This is a genomic window from Dellaglioa sp. CoH-55-MRSF-8, from assembly GCF_056782195.1.
This window is the reverse complement of record NZ_JBXAYH010000002.1, coordinates 1-17,645: the sequence shown is the minus strand read 5'-3', so window position 1 is coordinate 17,645 and position 17,645 is coordinate 1. Positions and strand designations below refer to the sequence as shown.

General features: G+C 31.3%; 18 protein-coding genes and 1 tRNA gene. 5 read left to right on the top strand and 14 right to left on the bottom strand.

Annotation, left to right across the window (positions count from 1 at the left end; translation table 11 throughout):
- Position 1 precedes the first annotated feature (1 nt).
- The gene (locus tag AC1RPW_RS01915; RefSeq protein ID WP_409022440.1) at positions 2-277 is read right to left on the bottom strand and encodes a GIY-YIG nuclease family protein; all 276 of its coding nucleotides are present in this window, start codon (positions 275-277) and stop codon (positions 2-4) included.
- Positions 267-1,013 carry a tRNA1(Val) (adenine(37)-N6)-methyltransferase gene (locus AC1RPW_RS01910; protein ID WP_409022439.1) on the bottom strand — a complete coding sequence of 249 codons (747 nt, stop codon included), beginning with the start codon at positions 1,011-1,013 and terminating at the stop codon, positions 267-269. The genes AC1RPW_RS01915 and AC1RPW_RS01910 overlap by 11 nt, the downstream gene beginning before the upstream one ends.
- 103 nt (positions 1,014-1,116) lie before the next feature.
- On the opposite strand from AC1RPW_RS01910, the gene AC1RPW_RS01905 reads away from it, so the two are divergent.
- On the top strand, positions 1,117-1,752 hold the full coding sequence (locus AC1RPW_RS01905) for a lysophospholipid acyltransferase family protein (RefSeq protein WP_409022438.1): 636 nt from the start codon (positions 1,117-1,119) through the stop codon (positions 1,750-1,752).
- Positions 1,753-1,819: 67 nt separating this feature from the next.
- Here the strand turns inward: AC1RPW_RS01905 and AC1RPW_RS01900 are convergent, their stop codons facing one another.
- The 4 genes from AC1RPW_RS01900 to AC1RPW_RS01885 all read right to left on the bottom strand — a co-directional run bounded on the left by AC1RPW_RS01900 (position 1,820) and on the right by AC1RPW_RS01885 (position 5,999).
- Positions 1,820-3,607: an ABC transporter ATP-binding protein gene (locus AC1RPW_RS01900; RefSeq protein ID WP_481761390.1), complete on the bottom strand. Its 1,788-nt coding sequence runs from the start codon at positions 3,605-3,607 to the stop codon at positions 1,820-1,822.
- The gene (locus tag AC1RPW_RS01895) at positions 3,600-5,357 is read right to left on the bottom strand and encodes an ABC transporter ATP-binding protein (RefSeq protein WP_481761391.1); all 1,758 of its coding nucleotides are present in this window, start codon (positions 5,355-5,357) and stop codon (positions 3,600-3,602) included. The genes AC1RPW_RS01900 and AC1RPW_RS01895 overlap by 8 nt, the downstream gene beginning before the upstream one ends.
- Before the next feature lie 67 nt (positions 5,358-5,424).
- Complete coding sequence (locus AC1RPW_RS01890) at positions 5,425-5,661, bottom strand: YneF family protein (protein ID WP_112249992.1); 237 nt, start codon at positions 5,659-5,661, stop codon at positions 5,425-5,427.
- Positions 5,662-5,756: 95 nt separating this feature from the next.
- On the bottom strand, positions 5,757-5,999 hold the full coding sequence (locus tag AC1RPW_RS01885) for a DUF896 domain-containing protein (RefSeq protein WP_409022435.1): 243 nt from the start codon (positions 5,997-5,999) through the stop codon (positions 5,757-5,759).
- A gap of 147 nt (positions 6,000-6,146) precedes the next feature.
- On the opposite strand from AC1RPW_RS01885, the gene lexA reads away from it, so the two are divergent.
- Positions 6,147-6,767 (top strand): transcriptional repressor LexA, encoded by a 621-nt coding sequence (gene lexA / locus AC1RPW_RS01880; protein ID WP_409022434.1) that lies wholly within the window; start codon positions 6,147-6,149, stop codon positions 6,765-6,767.
- Between the two features lie 53 nt (positions 6,768-6,820).
- On the opposite strand, the gene AC1RPW_RS01875 is transcribed toward lexA, so the two are convergent.
- A complete protein-coding gene (locus tag AC1RPW_RS01875; protein ID WP_481761392.1) occupies positions 6,821-7,972 on the bottom strand; it encodes a hydroxymethylglutaryl-CoA synthase in 1,152 nt (383 codons plus the stop codon).
- 765 nt (positions 7,973-8,737) lie between these two features.
- Here AC1RPW_RS01875 and AC1RPW_RS01870 point away from each other — a divergent pair.
- Positions 8,738-9,190: a hypothetical protein gene (locus tag AC1RPW_RS01870; RefSeq protein ID WP_481769376.1), complete on the top strand. Its 453-nt coding sequence runs from the start codon at positions 8,738-8,740 to the stop codon at positions 9,188-9,190.
- Positions 9,191-9,241: 51 nt separating this feature from the next.
- Positions 9,242-9,328: transfer RNA gene (locus AC1RPW_RS01865), tRNA-Ser, on the top strand.
- A gap of 398 nt (positions 9,329-9,726) precedes the next feature.
- Here the strand turns inward: AC1RPW_RS01865 and AC1RPW_RS01860 are convergent.
- The 7 genes from AC1RPW_RS01860 to AC1RPW_RS01830 are packed head-to-tail and all read right to left on the bottom strand — an operon-like array spanning position 9,727 to position 16,710.
- Positions 9,727-10,245: an adenine phosphoribosyltransferase gene (locus AC1RPW_RS01860; RefSeq protein WP_481761394.1), complete on the bottom strand. Its 519-nt coding sequence runs from the start codon at positions 10,243-10,245 to the stop codon at positions 9,727-9,729.
- Positions 10,246-10,259: 14 nt separating this feature from the next.
- Entirely contained in the window at positions 10,260-12,590 is a 2,331-nt protein-coding gene (gene recJ, locus AC1RPW_RS01855; protein ID WP_481761395.1) for a single-stranded-DNA-specific exonuclease RecJ, read from the bottom strand.
- 17 nt (positions 12,591-12,607) lie between these two features.
- Positions 12,608-12,973 (bottom strand): lipopolysaccharide assembly protein LapA domain-containing protein, encoded by a 366-nt coding sequence (locus AC1RPW_RS01850; protein WP_481761396.1) that lies wholly within the window; start codon positions 12,971-12,973, stop codon positions 12,608-12,610.
- A gap of 11 nt (positions 12,974-12,984) precedes the next feature.
- Positions 12,985-13,794 (bottom strand): SDR family NAD(P)-dependent oxidoreductase, encoded by an 810-nt coding sequence (locus tag AC1RPW_RS01845; RefSeq protein WP_409022789.1) that lies wholly within the window; start codon positions 13,792-13,794, stop codon positions 12,985-12,987.
- Positions 13,790-14,737 carry a ribonuclease Z gene (rnz, locus tag AC1RPW_RS01840; RefSeq protein ID WP_481761397.1) on the bottom strand — a complete coding sequence of 316 codons (948 nt, stop codon included), beginning with the start codon at positions 14,735-14,737 and terminating at the stop codon, positions 13,790-13,792. The genes AC1RPW_RS01845 and rnz overlap by 5 nt, the downstream gene beginning before the upstream one ends.
- A 19-nt stretch (positions 14,738-14,756) precedes the next feature.
- A complete protein-coding gene (locus AC1RPW_RS01835) occupies positions 14,757-16,043 on the bottom strand; it encodes a sensor histidine kinase (RefSeq protein WP_481762402.1) in 1,287 nt (428 codons plus the stop codon).
- Positions 16,033-16,710 carry a response regulator transcription factor gene (locus AC1RPW_RS01830; protein WP_409022427.1) on the bottom strand — a complete coding sequence of 226 codons (678 nt, stop codon included), beginning with the start codon at positions 16,708-16,710 and terminating at the stop codon, positions 16,033-16,035. Before AC1RPW_RS01830 ends, AC1RPW_RS01835 begins: the two co-directional genes overlap by 11 nt.
- Before the next feature lie 85 nt (positions 16,711-16,795).
- Between AC1RPW_RS01830 and AC1RPW_RS01825 the strand changes: the two genes are divergently transcribed.
- Positions 16,796-17,074 (top strand): hypothetical protein, encoded by a 279-nt coding sequence (locus AC1RPW_RS01825; protein ID WP_481761399.1) that lies wholly within the window; start codon positions 16,796-16,798, stop codon positions 17,072-17,074.
- Positions 17,075-17,645: the final 571 nt, after the last annotated feature.

Here is a 17,645-nt window from a genome sequence, read left to right as displayed (position 1 = left end):
TTCAGATTTCAACTGATTGCTTTTTTAAATAAGCAATTTTTTTATCTCTTGATTGGTGTTTGAAAGCATATTCTTTCTTTAATGCTTCAGATTTCGTTTCAAATGATTCCTGCAAAATCATTTTCAAAGGCCGTCTACTAGCTAATTTTGTGTACTTTGCACCTTTCCCTGCATTATGCGTTGCAAGTCTTTTTTCGGGATCCGTTGTAAATCCGCCGTATAGTGTATTATCAGCGCACAGTAATACATAGAAATAATATTTTTTTTCATCTTCCATAAACAATCTCCTGAACCATTTGTGTGTACTCATCATCGTTACCATAAACAACAATAGGAGGCATAATCCTAATTCCTGCTGCATTGCCATCCTTAATTGCTTCAATTAGGACCATGTTAGCCTCTTTTCCCTCTTTTGGATGAACAAATTGGATTTTTTTAGGCGCCAACCGATGATTAACCATTTTACTTAGAATTTCAGGCAATCGATCAGGACGGTGTACGAAAAAAGTTTTCCCCTTCATTTTCAATAAACCGCTAGTAATTTCTAGAATACTATCTAAATTAGTTGTAATTTCATGTCGTGCAATTGCTAAATACTTGTTAGGATTCTGAGAAGATTGTGGCGTATTTGGAAAATAAGGTGGATTACACAATACGGTATCAATTGAGTCTTTTTCTAGATAATCAAACGTGTTGATTAAATCTGTTTGCTTAACTTGTACTTGATTTTCCAAGTGATTCAATTCAATACTTCTATTTGCCATATCAGCTAATTTTTCTTGAAGTTCAATCTGATAAATTTGACCCTTTGTTTTTTGACTAACAAATAACCCGACTGCACCATTGCCCGCACATAAATCAACTATTTTAGTTGATTCTTTTCTTGAAACATCTGCAAAATGGGCTAATAAAACAGCATCCAGTGAAAAAGAAAAAACATCTGAACTCTGAATGATTTTAATTTGATTTGAGTATAATTGGTCAATACGTTCATTGTTATTAAGTGAAACCATTTTTCATTACCCATTTTCTATAATTTTTTTTAAACTTGCAACTTTTAATTTAATTAGTCATACTTACCATACAAAGTTTAAAATTTGAAAGGATTGTTGCCACATGTTTTATTCATTTGCACGAGGTATTGTACGAGTACTTTTATTCTTAATCAATGGGAATGCCCACTATATTAATAAAGAAAAACTACCTGAAGGATCGTATATTTTAGTAGGTCCACACCGAACTTGGTTTGACCCCCTTTACTTTGCCTTAGCTGGTAGTCCTAAAAAGTTTTCATTTATGGCAAAAAAAGAACTATTTGTAAATCCAATTTTACGCTATATCTTAATTCATGCCAATGCTTTTCCAGTTGATCGAGAAAATCCAGGTCCATCAACAATTAAAACGCCAGTTAAATTTTTAAAAAAAGGCGAATTATCATTAATTATGTTTCCCTCAGGTACCCGACATTCCGAGGAATTAAAAGGTGGTTCACTCTTAATTGCTCGAATGGCACAGGTACCCCTAGTTCCAGCAGTCTATCAAGGTCCATTAACCTTAAAGCAACTTTTCAGTAGAAAAAGAGTAACCGTTTCATTCGGTGATCCAATCTATTTAGACAAAAAAACAAAATTGACTGATGAGGTCCAAACAGAAATGGACACCCAATTAATGGCTGCATTTCAAAAATTAGATACTGAAATTAATCCCAATTTTAAATATGTTGATCCCCATAAAAGTAAAAATAATAATTAAATTCCAAAAAAAATACTGGTAGGAAATCATATTGATTTTCTACCAGTATTTTTATTTAAAATTAAACTTAATCATCTGATATATTTTGTAAACTATACATGTCAGCGTATTTACCATTTAATTTTAGTAATTCTTCATGTGTTCCTCGTTCAACAATTTGACCCTTATCCAACACTAGAATTTGGTTAGCGTCAACAATAGTTGACAGTCTGTGTGCGATAACAAGCGTCGTTCTATTTTGTCTCATTTGTTTTAACCCATCTTGTATAAGTTGTTCCGTCTCCGTATCAATATTAGCTGTAGCTTCATCCAATATTAAAATTTTGGGATTAGTTACAATCGTTCTCGCAAATGAAATCAATTGCTTTTCACCAGCGGAGTATGTTGCCCCTCGTTCAACAACTTTCGTTTGATACTGCCGAGGTAATTTATCAATAAATTGATCAGCATGAACAAATTTAGCAGCTTTTTCAATTTGTTCATCAGTAATATCTTGATTAAACATTCTAATATTTGAAGCAACATTACCATAAAATAAAAATGAATCTTGTAATACAAGCCCCATTTTTTTACGTAACTCTTCTGTCGAATATTTTTTAATATCTAAACCATCAATTAAAATTTGCCCTTCTTCAAAATCATAAAATCTCATCAAAATATTGATGGTTGAACTTTTACCACTACCCGTGTGTCCAACGAAAGCAAGTGTTTCACCAGGTTGTACCGTAAATGATATATTCTTTAAAACAGCATTCTCATCATCATAAGAAAAAGTAACATTTTTGAATTCAATTTTACCTTCAGTAATTGTGGCTCCTGCCACGGGTGTTTGTTGTGGTTCTATTGTTTGGTCATCAAGAACACTAATGATTCGGCTACCTGCAACGATTCCATCTTGGAAAGTTGTCAAATAATCCATTAAGTTTGTCATGGGATTGAAGAAATTTTGTAAATATGTTAGAAATGCATATACCATTCCTGCTTCAACAAAATGATCTAAACTGCTAATTCCAAATAACCCAAGTGTCATTACTACAGCCAATGCATAAAATAAACTAATAATTGGTGAAAGTAACAATGAATTAGTTCGAATCATTTCAAATCTTTTTTTCAAATAAAGTTCATTAGTGTCCTCAAATTCGCCTTCAATCCGTTTTTCTTGGCGAAATTGTTGAATCACATTTATTCCAACGATAGATTCATTTAATTTAGTATTTAATCGACTCAAATATTCTCTCATTTGTCGATAAACCTTTGAACTAAACCGTTGGTAATACCATGTTGTTATTAGTAAAATTGGTATAAAAATCAACGTTACCAATGCAATCTGTGGCTTGGCAATATACATTGCTACAAAAGCAGAGATAAGTGAAAATACACCAACGATTAATGTCATAAATAGCGTCCAAAAATCTGCTAATGTCATCGTATCATTAGTAACCCTAGAAACAACAGCTCCAGCCGGTGTCTTATCAAAGTAACGCATCCCTAACGTGTGAATTTTTTTAAAAAGAATGACACGTATTTTTTCTAATGTTTTTTCTGCACCCATTGAGTACAAATACATTTGAATGAATTGAGTAATTGCTTTTAAAATTACACCGATAAAGTAAAGACCCGCAAATAAAAACATAATATTTAGTGGTGTTGATTTCGATTGAAGATAGTTATCCATATAATACTGTAAAAGAAGAGGTAGTAATATATTAATTCCACTTAATATGGCCGCAAATAAAATTGCGATTAAAAAATCGGCTTTAAAATCTTTTGTATAGGGCAACAATCTTTTAATAACTGTTCTTTGTTCTTTACCGCTCAGTTCTTTTTGCCAGCTAGATTTAGGCTTTTCACTCATTAATTTCATCTCCCTCTAACTTGCTTTCAAGTTGTTGTTTAGTTGTCATTTGATAGTACCAACCTTTTGATGTCATTAACGTATCATGCTGTCCTCGCTCAATAATTGTTCCACCATCAATTACGATAATTTCATCTGCATCTTTTACACTACTCATACGGCTTGCAGAAATAATAGTTGTTTTATTTTGACGTTTCTCTTTTAATCTAGTTAAAATAATAGATTCCGTTCTGGCATCAACTGCCGAAAGAGCATCATCCAAAATTAATAGCTCTGGATTAATTACAAGGGCACGAGCGATAGCTAAACGTTGCTTTTGGCCACCAGAGAGGGATATTCCTTGTTCTCCAACCTCTGTTTCATATTTTAGTGGTAATTCAGTGATATCACTATCCAAATCAGCATTAAATGCAGCCATTTCAACCTTTTCTTTTGTTAAATTCATATTAGCAAAACGTATATTATTTAAAATAGTTGTTGAAAATAAAAAGCTTTCCTGAGGAACGTAACCAATTGACTTCAGATACGTATCTAAGGCATACTCTTTAATATTTGAATTATTAACTGAAATCATTCCGTTGTATGCATCAAATTCACGAAGTATCAATTTCATAATCGTTGATTTGCCAGCACCCGTTTTTCCAACAATGCCAAGAGTTTGACCAGAACCAATTTCAAATTTAACATTATGCAAGCTTTCCCGATCATCATCTGGATAATTAAAATGCTGGACATCAAATTTAAAAGATCCCACCGGTAATTTATCTAACCCCTTTTCATTATCTACAATGCCACTTTTTTGATTTAATAATATTTGAACACGATCATAACTAGCATTTCCACGTTCAATAACATTAAATAATCGACCAATAGCAAACATCGGCCAAACAAGTAACGCAATATAACTTATAAATGAAATCAGTTGTCCAATTGAAATAACGTTGTTAGCCACATAGTATCCACCTAAAATGATAGTGCAAACATATGACAATCCAATAATTAAACTTGTTATTGGATCAAACAATGCATCCAATAAATTAACTTTTCTATTAATCTTGATAGTTTCTTCAACTTTTCCTTCAAAATCTTCAATATCTTCTTGTTCTTGTCCAAGAGTCTTAATCACTTTAATTCCGCTGACACTCTCTTGCGTTTTATTATTCAACGTTGAAAACGCTGCTTGAGATGTAGAGAAAGCAGTGTGTATTTTAGTTCCTAAATATCTAGCCATAACCGCCAATAAAGGTAACGGAATAATTGCTAAGATTGTTAAACGCCAATCTATTAAAAATATCATTGCAATTATAGTTGTCCCACCCGTGATAATTGAATCAGCAAAAGTTAGTATACCTGCACCAGCAACCTGCTGAATAGCTGTTAAATCATTCGTTGCATGTGCCATCAAATCGCCTGTTCTATTTTGCTGAAAAAAAGATTGATCCATTTGCATAAAATGTTTAAATAATCGAGTACGTAAAATTTTTTCAAGGCGAGCAGCGCTACCCCAAATATTGGTTCTCCAGATATATCTAAACAGATATTGCCCTAATGCAACAAAAACTAAGATACTAATCCAAATTGCTAACTTACTCACTGTTAGTTCATTTTCACTCATACTATCAACGATATTTCCAATAATTTTAGGTGGAATAATTTGGAAGATTGCCACTAAAATCAGAAAGAATACTGCGATTCCATACGATTTTTTTTCTTGTTTAAAAAACCATCCAAGTTTTCTAAATATAGTCATTCTAACTCCTCCTTTTTATAAAAAAAAACAAGCAAAGGAAATCCTTGCCTGTTCATAAAATATTAAATTATTTTTTTTGCGAACTATTTTTTGCTTGTGCATTCATAGATGACATCATCTGATGTAATTTCTTTTCAGAAGGTTTTTGGCCCATTTGGACCATCATCATTCTTAACATATCTTCATTGATTGGTGGGTTCTTTTGTAAATATGTTTCCATATACTTACGAGCACCGAAAAATCCTCCGACAAGTCCAACTGCTAACGCAATAACGGCGATTAAAATCGTCATTCCCATTGACATAATTCAAGACCCCTTTCAATTCACTTCAATCACTAATTCTACACAATTTTCACATAAAAGAAAAGGTAAATCTATTCAAATTGGGAACTATTTTCTTAGTTATCTCGTAAACCTTTATCACGTTGAACTTTTTTTACTTTGTCAGGTGTTACTTCTTTACCTGTTTTATCATAAACCTGCATCATTTCAACTCGACTTCTAAAACTTTCTCTAAATAATGCAAGATACGTTTCACGAAGTTCTTTTCTTTCAGCTTCTTCAGCCTTTGTTAAACCTTCATCAGTTTTACTTTTTGCAGCTAATTCATTTATTCTTGGTGCTAAATCTTCTGGGATCATTTATTATCACTCCTTAAAATTTCACTCATAAGCATACCTGATAATATGATAAAAAACAATTATTCAAATTAACCGAACGTTTGTTTGCAACAACTACTTTCATATGCTACTATTAAAATAATAAATAATGATGATGAGGTGTACTAAATGACAAAAGCATCTGACAGCAAACAACTTGCAGTCTTGCGCTTTATTCATGAACGAGTGGACACGAAGGGTTATCCACCAACTGTTAGAGAAATTGGCGAAGCTGTTTCTCTATCATCTACTTCCACTGTTCATGGACACATTGCTCGACTTGAAAAAAAAGGATTACTAACTAAAGATCCCACCAAACCTAGGGCAATTGAACTTACACCACTTGGATTAGATGCGATTGGCGTTAATAGTCATGAAAATTTAATTCCAATGGTCGGGACCGTTACTGCTGGTGTACCCATTTTGGCTGTTGAACAGGTAACTGATTATTTCCCCCTCCCACCTGACTTTAATTCCTCAGATGATTTATTCATGTTAACAATTCGCGGAGAAAGCATGATTAATATTGGGATATTAAATGAAGATCAAGTTATTGTCAGAAAACAGTCAACTGCTGAAAATGGTGAAATTGTTATTGCAATGAATGAATTTGATGAGGCAACCTGTAAAAGATTTTTCAAAGAAGAAAATCATTTTCGTCTCCAACCCGAAAATGATTCAATGGAACCAATTATTTTAGATTCTGTCTCTATTTTAGGCAAAGTCATTGGACTCTATCGTCATTTTTAATGAACAAAGCAGAAAAAGCTACTAAATTAGTCAGACTAATCTAGTAGCTTTTTCTATTGAATAGAATATTGCCTTTGCATATTTTTGCTGCCTATTAAAATATATTTAGATTTATCATTACTGTAATCTAAATAAATATCTGCTCCATCATTTTTTAAATGATTTTGATACATATTCTCGTATAATTCAATAGAAACTTGAACACGTTCTTCTAAATTAATTTTCGGTAATTGACTCTTGAAATTATCTGTTAATGTACCAGAAAAGAATTCTCCAACTGCCCCTGAACCATAGCTATACATCCCTATTCTATCACCGGCCTCTAAATCATTACTATTTTCAAGTAAAGATATAAAGCTTAAATATAGTGAGCCAGTATATAAATTTCCAACCTGATTATTATACTTTTTAGCTGCCTCAAATTCTCGTTCTAATTCAATTTTTTTGCTATCTGTCGCTTCATTAAGGACTTCTCTTAAACCTTTAACACCAAGTTTTGTATATGGCAAATGATATAAAATAGCCTTAAAATCAGCAACAGTTAATCCTGTTTTATTTTTATACTCATTCCATGTTTGATTAAAAAAATCTAAATATACGTTCTGAGAAGTTTTACCGTCTACAAGTGCTTCGCTGTGATTTAATGGGCGCCAAAAATCCATAACATTTTCCGTTACAAATCCACTATCTGCATCTAATAAAAGTATTTTTGGGTTTTTCGTAATAATCATTGCGACAGCGCCGCCACCTTGTGTAGGTTCACCCGCAGTATTTAGACCATATCTAGCAATATCAGCACCAATGACTAAAACCTGACTATTTGGATTAAGCGACACATGTCCTTTTGCCAATTGAATAGCGGCCGTTGCTCCATAGCAAGCTTGCTTAATTTCGATTGATCTCACGTGTTTTAAGCCTAAAAGACCTGAAACGTAGGCTCCTGCCGACTTTGAATTATCAATACCGGATTCTGTTGCAAAAATAACAAAGTCAATTTTGTCTCTATTTTCGTTATCTATTAATAGATCTGCAGCATTTGCACCCATCGTCACCACGTCCTGTGTCGGCGGTATAACAGCCATTTTTGATTGGCCAATTCCAATTAAATATTTATTAGGATCTACATTTCTGACATTAGCTAATTCTGACATATCAACGTACTGATTCGATGTAAAAAAATTAATTCGATCAATTCCAATTTTCATTAATCTTCCAGCTTCCATTTATTATATTGTTTTTATTGTACTTGATGTCTCATTTGATGGCAAGATTTGGTATCACTGGTTTAAAAAGGTATCATTATTCAGTTTCAAATACTAAACCTAAATACTTTTATTACTACCCTAGAAATATCTTTATCAATAAACTATCACACTCGGCGAACAGATAAAATTTGGCAACGATTACAAGACTCATTGGTCGTATTGCACTTAATTGCACTTAATTGCACTTAATTCCCCTTGAATACTAATTATAGAATCACTTTATGTATTCTCTTGTAATTGTCCAGTTAGACGTATAAAATTTAACCATATATTTATACGAAAAAGGGGATTAATATGATTGCACAAACATTTTATTTAATTGTTTTAATTATTTGGGTGTCTATGATTGGGTTAACTATTTGGGATAAAGGTTTGACTAATTTTTTTAAATATATATTCACCCCTACAAAAATACCAAGACAAAATAGATTTAAACACCCTTTTTTGTCGTTTTTAGTTATTCAAGAAAAAGAACAAAAATTTTATTTTTATGCAGTAAGTTTTTTAATAGGTACAATTTTTGGTCTAATGTTTTTCCCCAGGTTCTTAATTTTAAGACTACTAACATTTAGCATTGCTTCATTACTGTTTTGTTATAGTTTTTTTTCATACCTAAAATTATTCCCTAAAAAAACAAAACTCTGGCAAATTGAATCGTATTTATTATTACTTATTACTACATTCATTTTTTATCTAATTAATTATATGAATTTGATTACACCACTAATGGAAACAACAGTTATTTTTACATTTATATTAGGTATTATTATCATTACCTTTAGTTCATTCTATTTATTAAAATTACTTTCATACATTGTTCAAAATAATTTTGCACATACTGTACAGGTTATTGCTGAATTTGCATTAAATATTTTCTATGAAGGTTTGCTTGTTGGAACTTCTTTAATAGGCGTTTTAGGAGGTGAATCAAAAGTTACCGAATTTGTCTCTAAGTTACCCAGTGTCCATGTTGTTGATCACTTAGTAGCTATTTCATATTATGGCTTGAGTGATTTTTTTGGAGACCCCATAAATTCTATTCAAAATGTTCAGTCATATCCAACAATAATTTTATATATTCATCTGCTAAGCTTATTATTTGGCGCAAGCTACACGTGGATATTTCTTGCTAACTTAATAAGCATTGATAATAATTAAATGAGTTTTGCAATTATATTAAAAAGTTGATATACTAAACAAAGTTATTTTGGAGAGTTGGCAGAGTGGTAATGCACCGGACTCGAAATCCGGCGAACGCTGTAATGGCGCGCGCAGGTTCAAATCCTGTACTCTCCTTTTTATATCATATTAAACCAAAATAAAAAAACACAAACGCCAGTTTAAAGGCATTTGTGTTTTTTATTTTGTATAAAAAGAGACTATAAAGCATTAAAACATCATATGACTTTGCACATATTTCGCACATTTTTATATACCTAACATTAAAAAAGCTTTAAGTGACTTTCTGAATTATAAAAAATCAGTATTATACCTGTATCTTGGACCCAAACTGATGTATATATAATTAATATTTCGCAAACAACCGTCTGTTCTTGGTAAAAGGAAGATAATATTCAAAAGCTCGTAGCTTAATTTAAAAATAAAAAGCTCTAGTATTGGACGAAAATCCAATACTAGAGCCTCATTTTATAAAATTATACAACAATAGCTATCATAAAGCTGTAATCATGAATTTAATAGTTCATTAAACTGAATATATCATAGTCTTTTATTTTTTGACGGCCCTTTAAATCATCTAATTCAATAAAAAAGGCAGTCCCTACAACAATACCACCTAATTGTTCAACTAATTCTATCGTCGCTGCAATCGTACCACCAGTTGCTAATAAATCATCTGTTACTAAAACCCTCTGTCCAGGTTGTACCGCATCCTTATGCATATATAGTGCAGATTCTCCGTACTCCAATGCATACTTGGCCTCAACGGTTTCTCGAGGTAACTTACCTTTTTTTCTAGCTGGTGCAAATCCTACACCTAGATCATAGGCCACTGGACATCCAACAATAAACCCTCTAGCTTCAGGGCCAACAATCATCTCAACATTTTTACTCTTGGCATATTCTACAATTTTATTTGTTGCTTCGCGGTATGCTGCTCCGTCTGCCATTAAGGGTGATATATCTCGAAAAACAACACCTTTTTCTGGGTAATCAGGAATTGCAGCAATATACTTTGTTAAATCTAATACCATTAATAAACGCTCCTTTAATCTTCTGTATTCAATTGTTCAAGTATCCACTTTTTAAGATCATTCTCTTTAGAGTAGACTAACTTATCTTCAGCTAATATTCGATTATTTCTTAGCTTATATTCAGAAGTATTTTTAATGTCCATTTTATTTGTTGTACTTTTTCCAGTCATTAATCCATCTTTTATTTTAACAAATTCCAACTCTAAAAACACCTTAATCATGAATATTAATAAATTTTTCTTTATTTTTAAAAAATCAGATAAGACGATTAGTTGATTATTAATATCAACATCTTTATGACTCATCACAAATTTATATAACTTTGCATACTGTTCTCTGGATGGCATACCATCTAAATAGGCACTGTTAGTCTTTAAAAATACTGCAATTATTTTCTGACTATCCGATAAACGTAATATTGTAGACATTTGTTCCAACGAGCTTGGGCAATCTACAAATATAATTGTTCTTTGATTATCAAAATCTGATACACTTTTTAGTTGATCAGCCTGCTTAAATATCTGTTTGTCTGATGAAAATTGTTTTACTTGGTCATAATTTTTTTTATTCCAGAATATAAACAAGCCTTCATTTTGAAATAAACTTTTATTCACGTGGTCAGTTCTTTCATCAATAATTACAAGCCCTTCAAATTTAATGTCCTGTACCATTAACTGTAAATTTGTTTTATTCATCCATACATTTTTTTCAATTTCACCGATTAATTTGATCTCATCTAAAGTATTCTTGAAATCATCAACATACTTTGCATTTGAAAATGAAATTCCACTAATTTTTTCTTTCTCACCAACAACTTCAAATTTTAAGTGAGTTCCTGTTTTACCAATAGCCTTAACATTTTGTATTGATTTATATTTAATTTCAAAAATCGGTTTTTCATTGTCTGTACCAAATGGTTTTAATTTTTCAATATCCTTATAAAAATCCAAAGTCAATTGATCTACATTTAGCTTTGCTACAACCACTTTGGCTGGCTTAACGTTCAATTGAATTCCTTGAGATACTGCTTCATTTTCCAAGTCTAATCTAAATCTTTCTAAGTTTTGAATGGGAAATGTTAATCCCACGGCCATATGATGTCCACCAAAATGAGATGTTAATTCTCTATGTTCATTAATTGCGTTATACAAATGAAATGTATCAATACTTCGACCGGATCCTTTTAAATAGCCCTTCTCTGTATCTTGGTTTAAAATAATTGTCGGTTTACCAGTTACTTCAACAACACGACTAGCAACGATACCTAATACACCTTCGTGCCAATTTTCACCTGTTATTACCAGTGTTTTCTTGTACTGATTATACTCTGCTGTAGCCTGTTTCAATGCTAGTTCTAATATATCTGCTACAATTTTTTGACGGCGTACATTTTCAGATTGAACAAAGTTTGCTATTTCCTGTGCTCGTTCATCGTCTAGACTAGTTAACAGTTCAACACCAATATTTGCATCACCTAATCGCCCAATTGCATTTAAACGCGGCGCAATACCAAAACCAATATCTTTTTCATCTACTGTTTCCTGTTTTACATTCGCAACTTCCATTAATGCAATCAATCCTGGCCGGAACGTTTGTTGTAAAACCTTCAGACCGAAACTTACAAGTGAACGATTTTCATCTGTCAGTGATACCAAATCTGCTACTGTACCGATTACCACTAAATCTAGTAATTCTTCTGAAATATCACCTGTTAATGCACTCGCAACTTTAAATGCCACACCAGCACCTGAAAGTTCTCCAAACGGATATTTTCCTTCAGGATGTCGAGGATGAATTATTGCATAAGCCTTTGGTAAAACATCTGGTAATTCATGATGATCGGTTACGATAACATCTATACCTTGAGATTGAGCAAATTCTATTGCTTCATTCCCTGATACACCATTATCAACAGTAATAATCAAATTAGTACCATTGTCTATTATTCTTTTATAAGCATCTACATTAGGTCCGTAACCATCTATAAATCGGTTAGGTATATAAGTTTCCACATCTGCGCCCATATCACTAAGTGTCTCAAACATGATTGAGGTACTCGTTAACCCATCAGCATCATAATCACCATAAACCGTTATTTTTTGATTTTTAACTATTGCTTGTTGAATTCGTTCAATTCCTTTACTCATATCATGCATAAGCATTGGATCGTGAATGTTTTCTGCTCCTACATTTAAAAAATCAGTAATAGCTTTTTCAGATGTAAGTCCGCGGCTCCATAGTAAAGATATCAATGAATGATCTAATTGAATATTTTCAAATATTTCATTAGGTATTTTGTCATTACTTAAATCTAAAAACTTCCAACTATACTTTGATTCAATCATGTTAAACCTCTACTTTACTAACGATTTATATTTTCTGATTTTAACGTTTTAATTTCATTTTGTAGTAATTGAACTTCTTTTCTATTCTGAGTTTTTATTTTATCAATTGAATTTTTCAATGATTCATCAAAATTATTTTTATAGTCATCCAATTGTTGATTTAATTCTTTATTTTCTTTTTTTAATTTTAAAGTTGCACTTGTTGTTAACAGACCTATCAGTAGTGCTCCTGCTAAAATTGAAAATAATAAAATAAGAATCATTGGCATTTTAATTTCTGCAAACCAAAAATTAATTGAAACTTCCTTTACATTTAAAATTGAAAAAATTGCTATTACGATAATAAGTAATAACGCTATGATTGTTCGCCATTGTTTTTTCATATTTTCCCCCACTATTTTTTGTTAAATACTGTACCCGCAAGTAAATCTCCCATTTTAGGGAAAATTGTATATCCCAAATATGCCATTTCCATATAATATGGTAAATTAATTTCGCGTTTATTTGTACTTATGTTTCTTGATATAATCTTTGCAACATGCGCAGGATTTAGCATCATTGATCCAATATTTTTTAAATAGTTGCCCTCTTTATCAGCTATTTTGAAGAAATTAGTATCAATTGGTCCAGGATTAACTGTCATAACTTTAATCCCTAGTGGTTTTAATTCTAATCTCAACGCATTAGAATAACCAAGGACACCATATTTCGTTGCTGAATAAATTGCTGATTTCGGTGTTGCAATTTTCCCAGCAATAGATGCAATATTAATAATAACGCCATATTTTCTATCTGCCATATTTAGCGCAACATTTTGAGTCATGTACATTAGCCCCAAGACGTTTACTCTAAACATTTTTTCAGCAACATCCATATCAAAAGATAACACATTCTCCATCAAACCAAACCCTGCATTATTTATAAGTACTTCAATCGGTCCAATTGAAGATTCAATTTTTTTAACCATTTTTTCAATTTGAATTGGATCAGAAACATCACATTCAATCGCATAAGCCAATCGACCAGATAGACGCTGACAAGCATCTTTAACCTCTGTAAGTTTATCCATTTGTCTAGCGCAAATAACAACAATTGCACCTTTTCTAGCAACCTCATATGCCAGTTCCTTACCTAAACCACTTGAACCACCACTAATTAGAACGATTCTATTACGTAAATCTTTTAACTCTTTATATTGACTAATCATTTACTTTTTCCTTTTGAGAAAACGGCACATTAATTACATCAAAATCTCTAACAACCGTTGTATTTTTAAAGATACTTCTTGCCTCACTCTGTAAAGTAATGGCCATTTTACCAACATATCTTGCGGAAATATGTGTCAATAATAACATTTTCACGTTTGATTTTTTAGCGATTTCTGCAGCCTGAGCACTAGTTGTATGATAATAATTCCTTGCCATTTTTGATTCAGCTTTTTCAAATGTACTCTCATGAACCAGAACATTTGCATTTTCAGCTAATGTATAACTATTTTTTGTTTTTCTTGTATCGCCCAAAATTGTGACAATACGCCCTTTTTTAGTTTCTCCCAAAAAATCATTTCCATTTAATTTTGTGCCGTCTTCTAATTGAACTATTTTACCGGCTTTTAATTCTCCATAAATTGGACCAGACGGAATATTTAATTCTTTAAGTTTATCTATTTGTAATTCGCCTGCATAATCATGTTCCACAATTCGATAACCCACGCTTATAATACGATGATCTAAGTAATCAAAATATACTTTAAAAGTGCTATCTTCAAATATTAATCCAGGTTTATCAAGTTCTACAAATTTAATTGTATATGACAACTTCGTTTCAGAAACTTGTAAACTGGTCTTCACAAAATTTTGAATTCCTTTAGGACCAAAAATAGTTAAAGGTCCATTACCTCCTTGAAATGATCGGCTACTCAAAAGACCTGGCAACCCAAAAATATGATCTCCGTGTAAATGTGTAATGAATATTTTTTCGATTTTCCGAGGTTTTATTGTCGTTTGTAAAATTTGATGTTGTGTTGCTTCACCTACATCAAACAACCAAACACTATTACGTTCATCTAGTAGTTTTAGTGCAATACTGGTTACATTTCTATTTTTTGCAGGTGCTCCTGCTCCTGTACCTAAAAATTCTAATTCCATATTATTAACCTATCCTTACTTATTCATTTGATTTCATTGGTAATGTAACTTCAAAAACGACACCCTTCGGTATCTTATTTCTAACTTCAATTTTACCTTTATGCTCTTCAACGATCCATTTCGCAATTGACAAGCCTAACCCATTACCACCTGTTTTACGATTTCTTGATTTTTCTTCTCTATAAAAGCGTTGGAAGATTATTTTTTTATGTGTATCACTAATATTTTCTCCATCATTAATGACTTGTATCACTAGTTGCTTAGCCGACTCAATAACGATAAACGAAATTTCATTACCCGCTACTGTGTATTTCAATGCATTATCAAGTAAAATGACAATTAATTGATGTATACGGTCTTCGTCTAATTGAATGTACTTACTTGCAATATTTATTTGAAAATAAAATTGTTTATTTTGACTAAGCGCAATATCTGCATAAGGATGAATAATATTCTCAAAGTATTCCTTAGCAAGGACTTTCTTAAAGTTAAACACATTAGCATTAGAATCTGAATTAGCTAACAATAATAGATCTTTTGTTAGATTATTTAATCGTCTAATCTCACTTAATGAAGTTGCAATTGACTCGCTTTCATCGATAATATTTGCATTAGGTTTTGTTAACAAATACTCTAATTTATTTTGTACTATCGTCAATGGTGTTCTAAGCTCATGGGCTGCATTATCGATAAATTCTCTTTGCTTATTCCATGCACTAATCGTTGGTTTAATACTAATAGATGATAAAATAACACTTAAGGCAATCGACAACATTCCAAAAATAAGCAGAGATACAAGTAAAATATTCCTAAAACTAATCAATGAGTTTTGATTAATCTCAATATTTTCAATAATTTGAATATATCGTGCTTTATGCCATTTTTTAACAGCTGAGTCTGGAATTTCCATTAAGTATGACCTAAACGTAGGTCCGTTTTTTTGTTTAATTGTTTTAAATTTGTTTAAATCAGATTTTTTAAATGGTATCTTATTAAAAACGGGGTATCTGGTACCCATTGCATCTTTATTAATTATTTCTCCATTTTGTGACCATAAGATTTGATAGACTTTAAAGTCAGGTGCTTGCTTCAAAAGTGGACTATCATCGATTCTATTTATGGAGACATAATTAGAATCTTTTATTCGTCTAATTTGTTTTTTCATTGATATATCTACATTAACTGTTAAGGTGTCATTAAATGAACTATATACAATTAAACCAAGTGTTACAAAAATAATACTGAAGCTTAAAAGATACATAAAAAATAATTTTATACGCGTATCTCTATTTGCCTTATTTTTCATCAGGTTCAACCAGATAACCAACGTTTCTAATTGTTCGAATCATTTTTTCATGACCAATCTTTTTTAATTTTTTTCTCAGATTACTCATATAAACTTCTACAACCGTAATGCTAGTATCGGACGTAAATCCCCAAACACGGTCAAATATTTGTTCTTTCGTTAAAATAGTATTCTTATTTTCCAGTAAGTATGTTAAAAATTCATACTCTTTACCCTGTAAATTGATAGATTGGCTGCCAGAAATAATTGTTCTGTTATCAGATAAAATCATATCTTGATATTTTAATTCACTATCTATTTCAAATTTCATTGTTCTTTTCAGAAGAGCCTTTATTCTCATTTGTAATTCGTTTAAATTGAATGGCTTAGCTAAATAATCATCCGCCCCTAAATTAAATCCGGTAATTTTATCGTCAACACTATCTTTTGCTGATAAGATTAGCACTGCCGTGTCAATTTTCTTTTCTCGAATTTTTTTTAATACATCAAATCCCGATATTGTAGGAAGCATTAAATCTAAAATAATAATATCATATATATTTTGTGAAGCTTTAAAAAAGCCTTCCTCGCCATCGAACGCTTGCTCTAACGTCATAATTTTTGCTGTTGCTTCAACAATATTATCAGAAATAATTGTATCATCTTCAATAATTAATCCTCTTGGCATTTTTTTTCCTCATTCCTTTCATTTTCATTAAAAAAAATGCATAATAATTATATCTTCTACTAAAGGATGGTTAAATATTATGCGAATGATCGATTTAGAATTAGCCACTATTGATTTAAATAAAAATTTTAATTTATATTACACTACTAATAATCTATTTTACCCTATTTCTAAGGTAATTAGTACATCAGAATATTTTATTTTAATTGTTACTCCCTCTGATAAACCCTTGTTACTTCAAGATTTACTTCACGTATCTGAGTTGAAATCACGTCATAATAAGCTGTTTATCCAAACTATTGATAAAAATTTACATTTAATTTTAGGTTATAAAATAGATCATAATAAACTATTTTTAGCTTAAAACTTAAAATAGATCTGTCTTCATTCTACTCTGATGCTATTATATATATCGCATGGAGTATTAATAAAAAATGCTAACTGCTGTTATACAGTTAGCATTAGTGACATTTGTTAATAGATAAAGTTATTCTACATAATTATCCTGTCTTTATAGTATATCTAAAAAATGGAGGTAAAACAAATGAATATTCTATCTACAACAGTAAGTATCGTTGCCCTATTAATTTCACTGTATACCCTGTACATCGTCCTAAAAAGTAATAGATAAATTAAACGCTAATTTTTAACACAATACATTATTCATACAACTACTGGATTAAGTCATCAATTGTCCTATCTTATTCAAAAAAGGACAATATTAGTTTGTTGAAACAAATTTAAAAAACATTATAGAACATAGCTATTTTAAGGGTGTACACTTTCTGGTGTTGGTGAAATAAAATTCATCAACACCAGTTTTTTATTCTGAAAACAAAAAAAGAGGCCACCATGACCTGTACTAGGCCCTGTCAAGTTGACGGATGAAATAATATAAAATTTAATATGTTTCTAAATGGCTTTATCCCAGTATT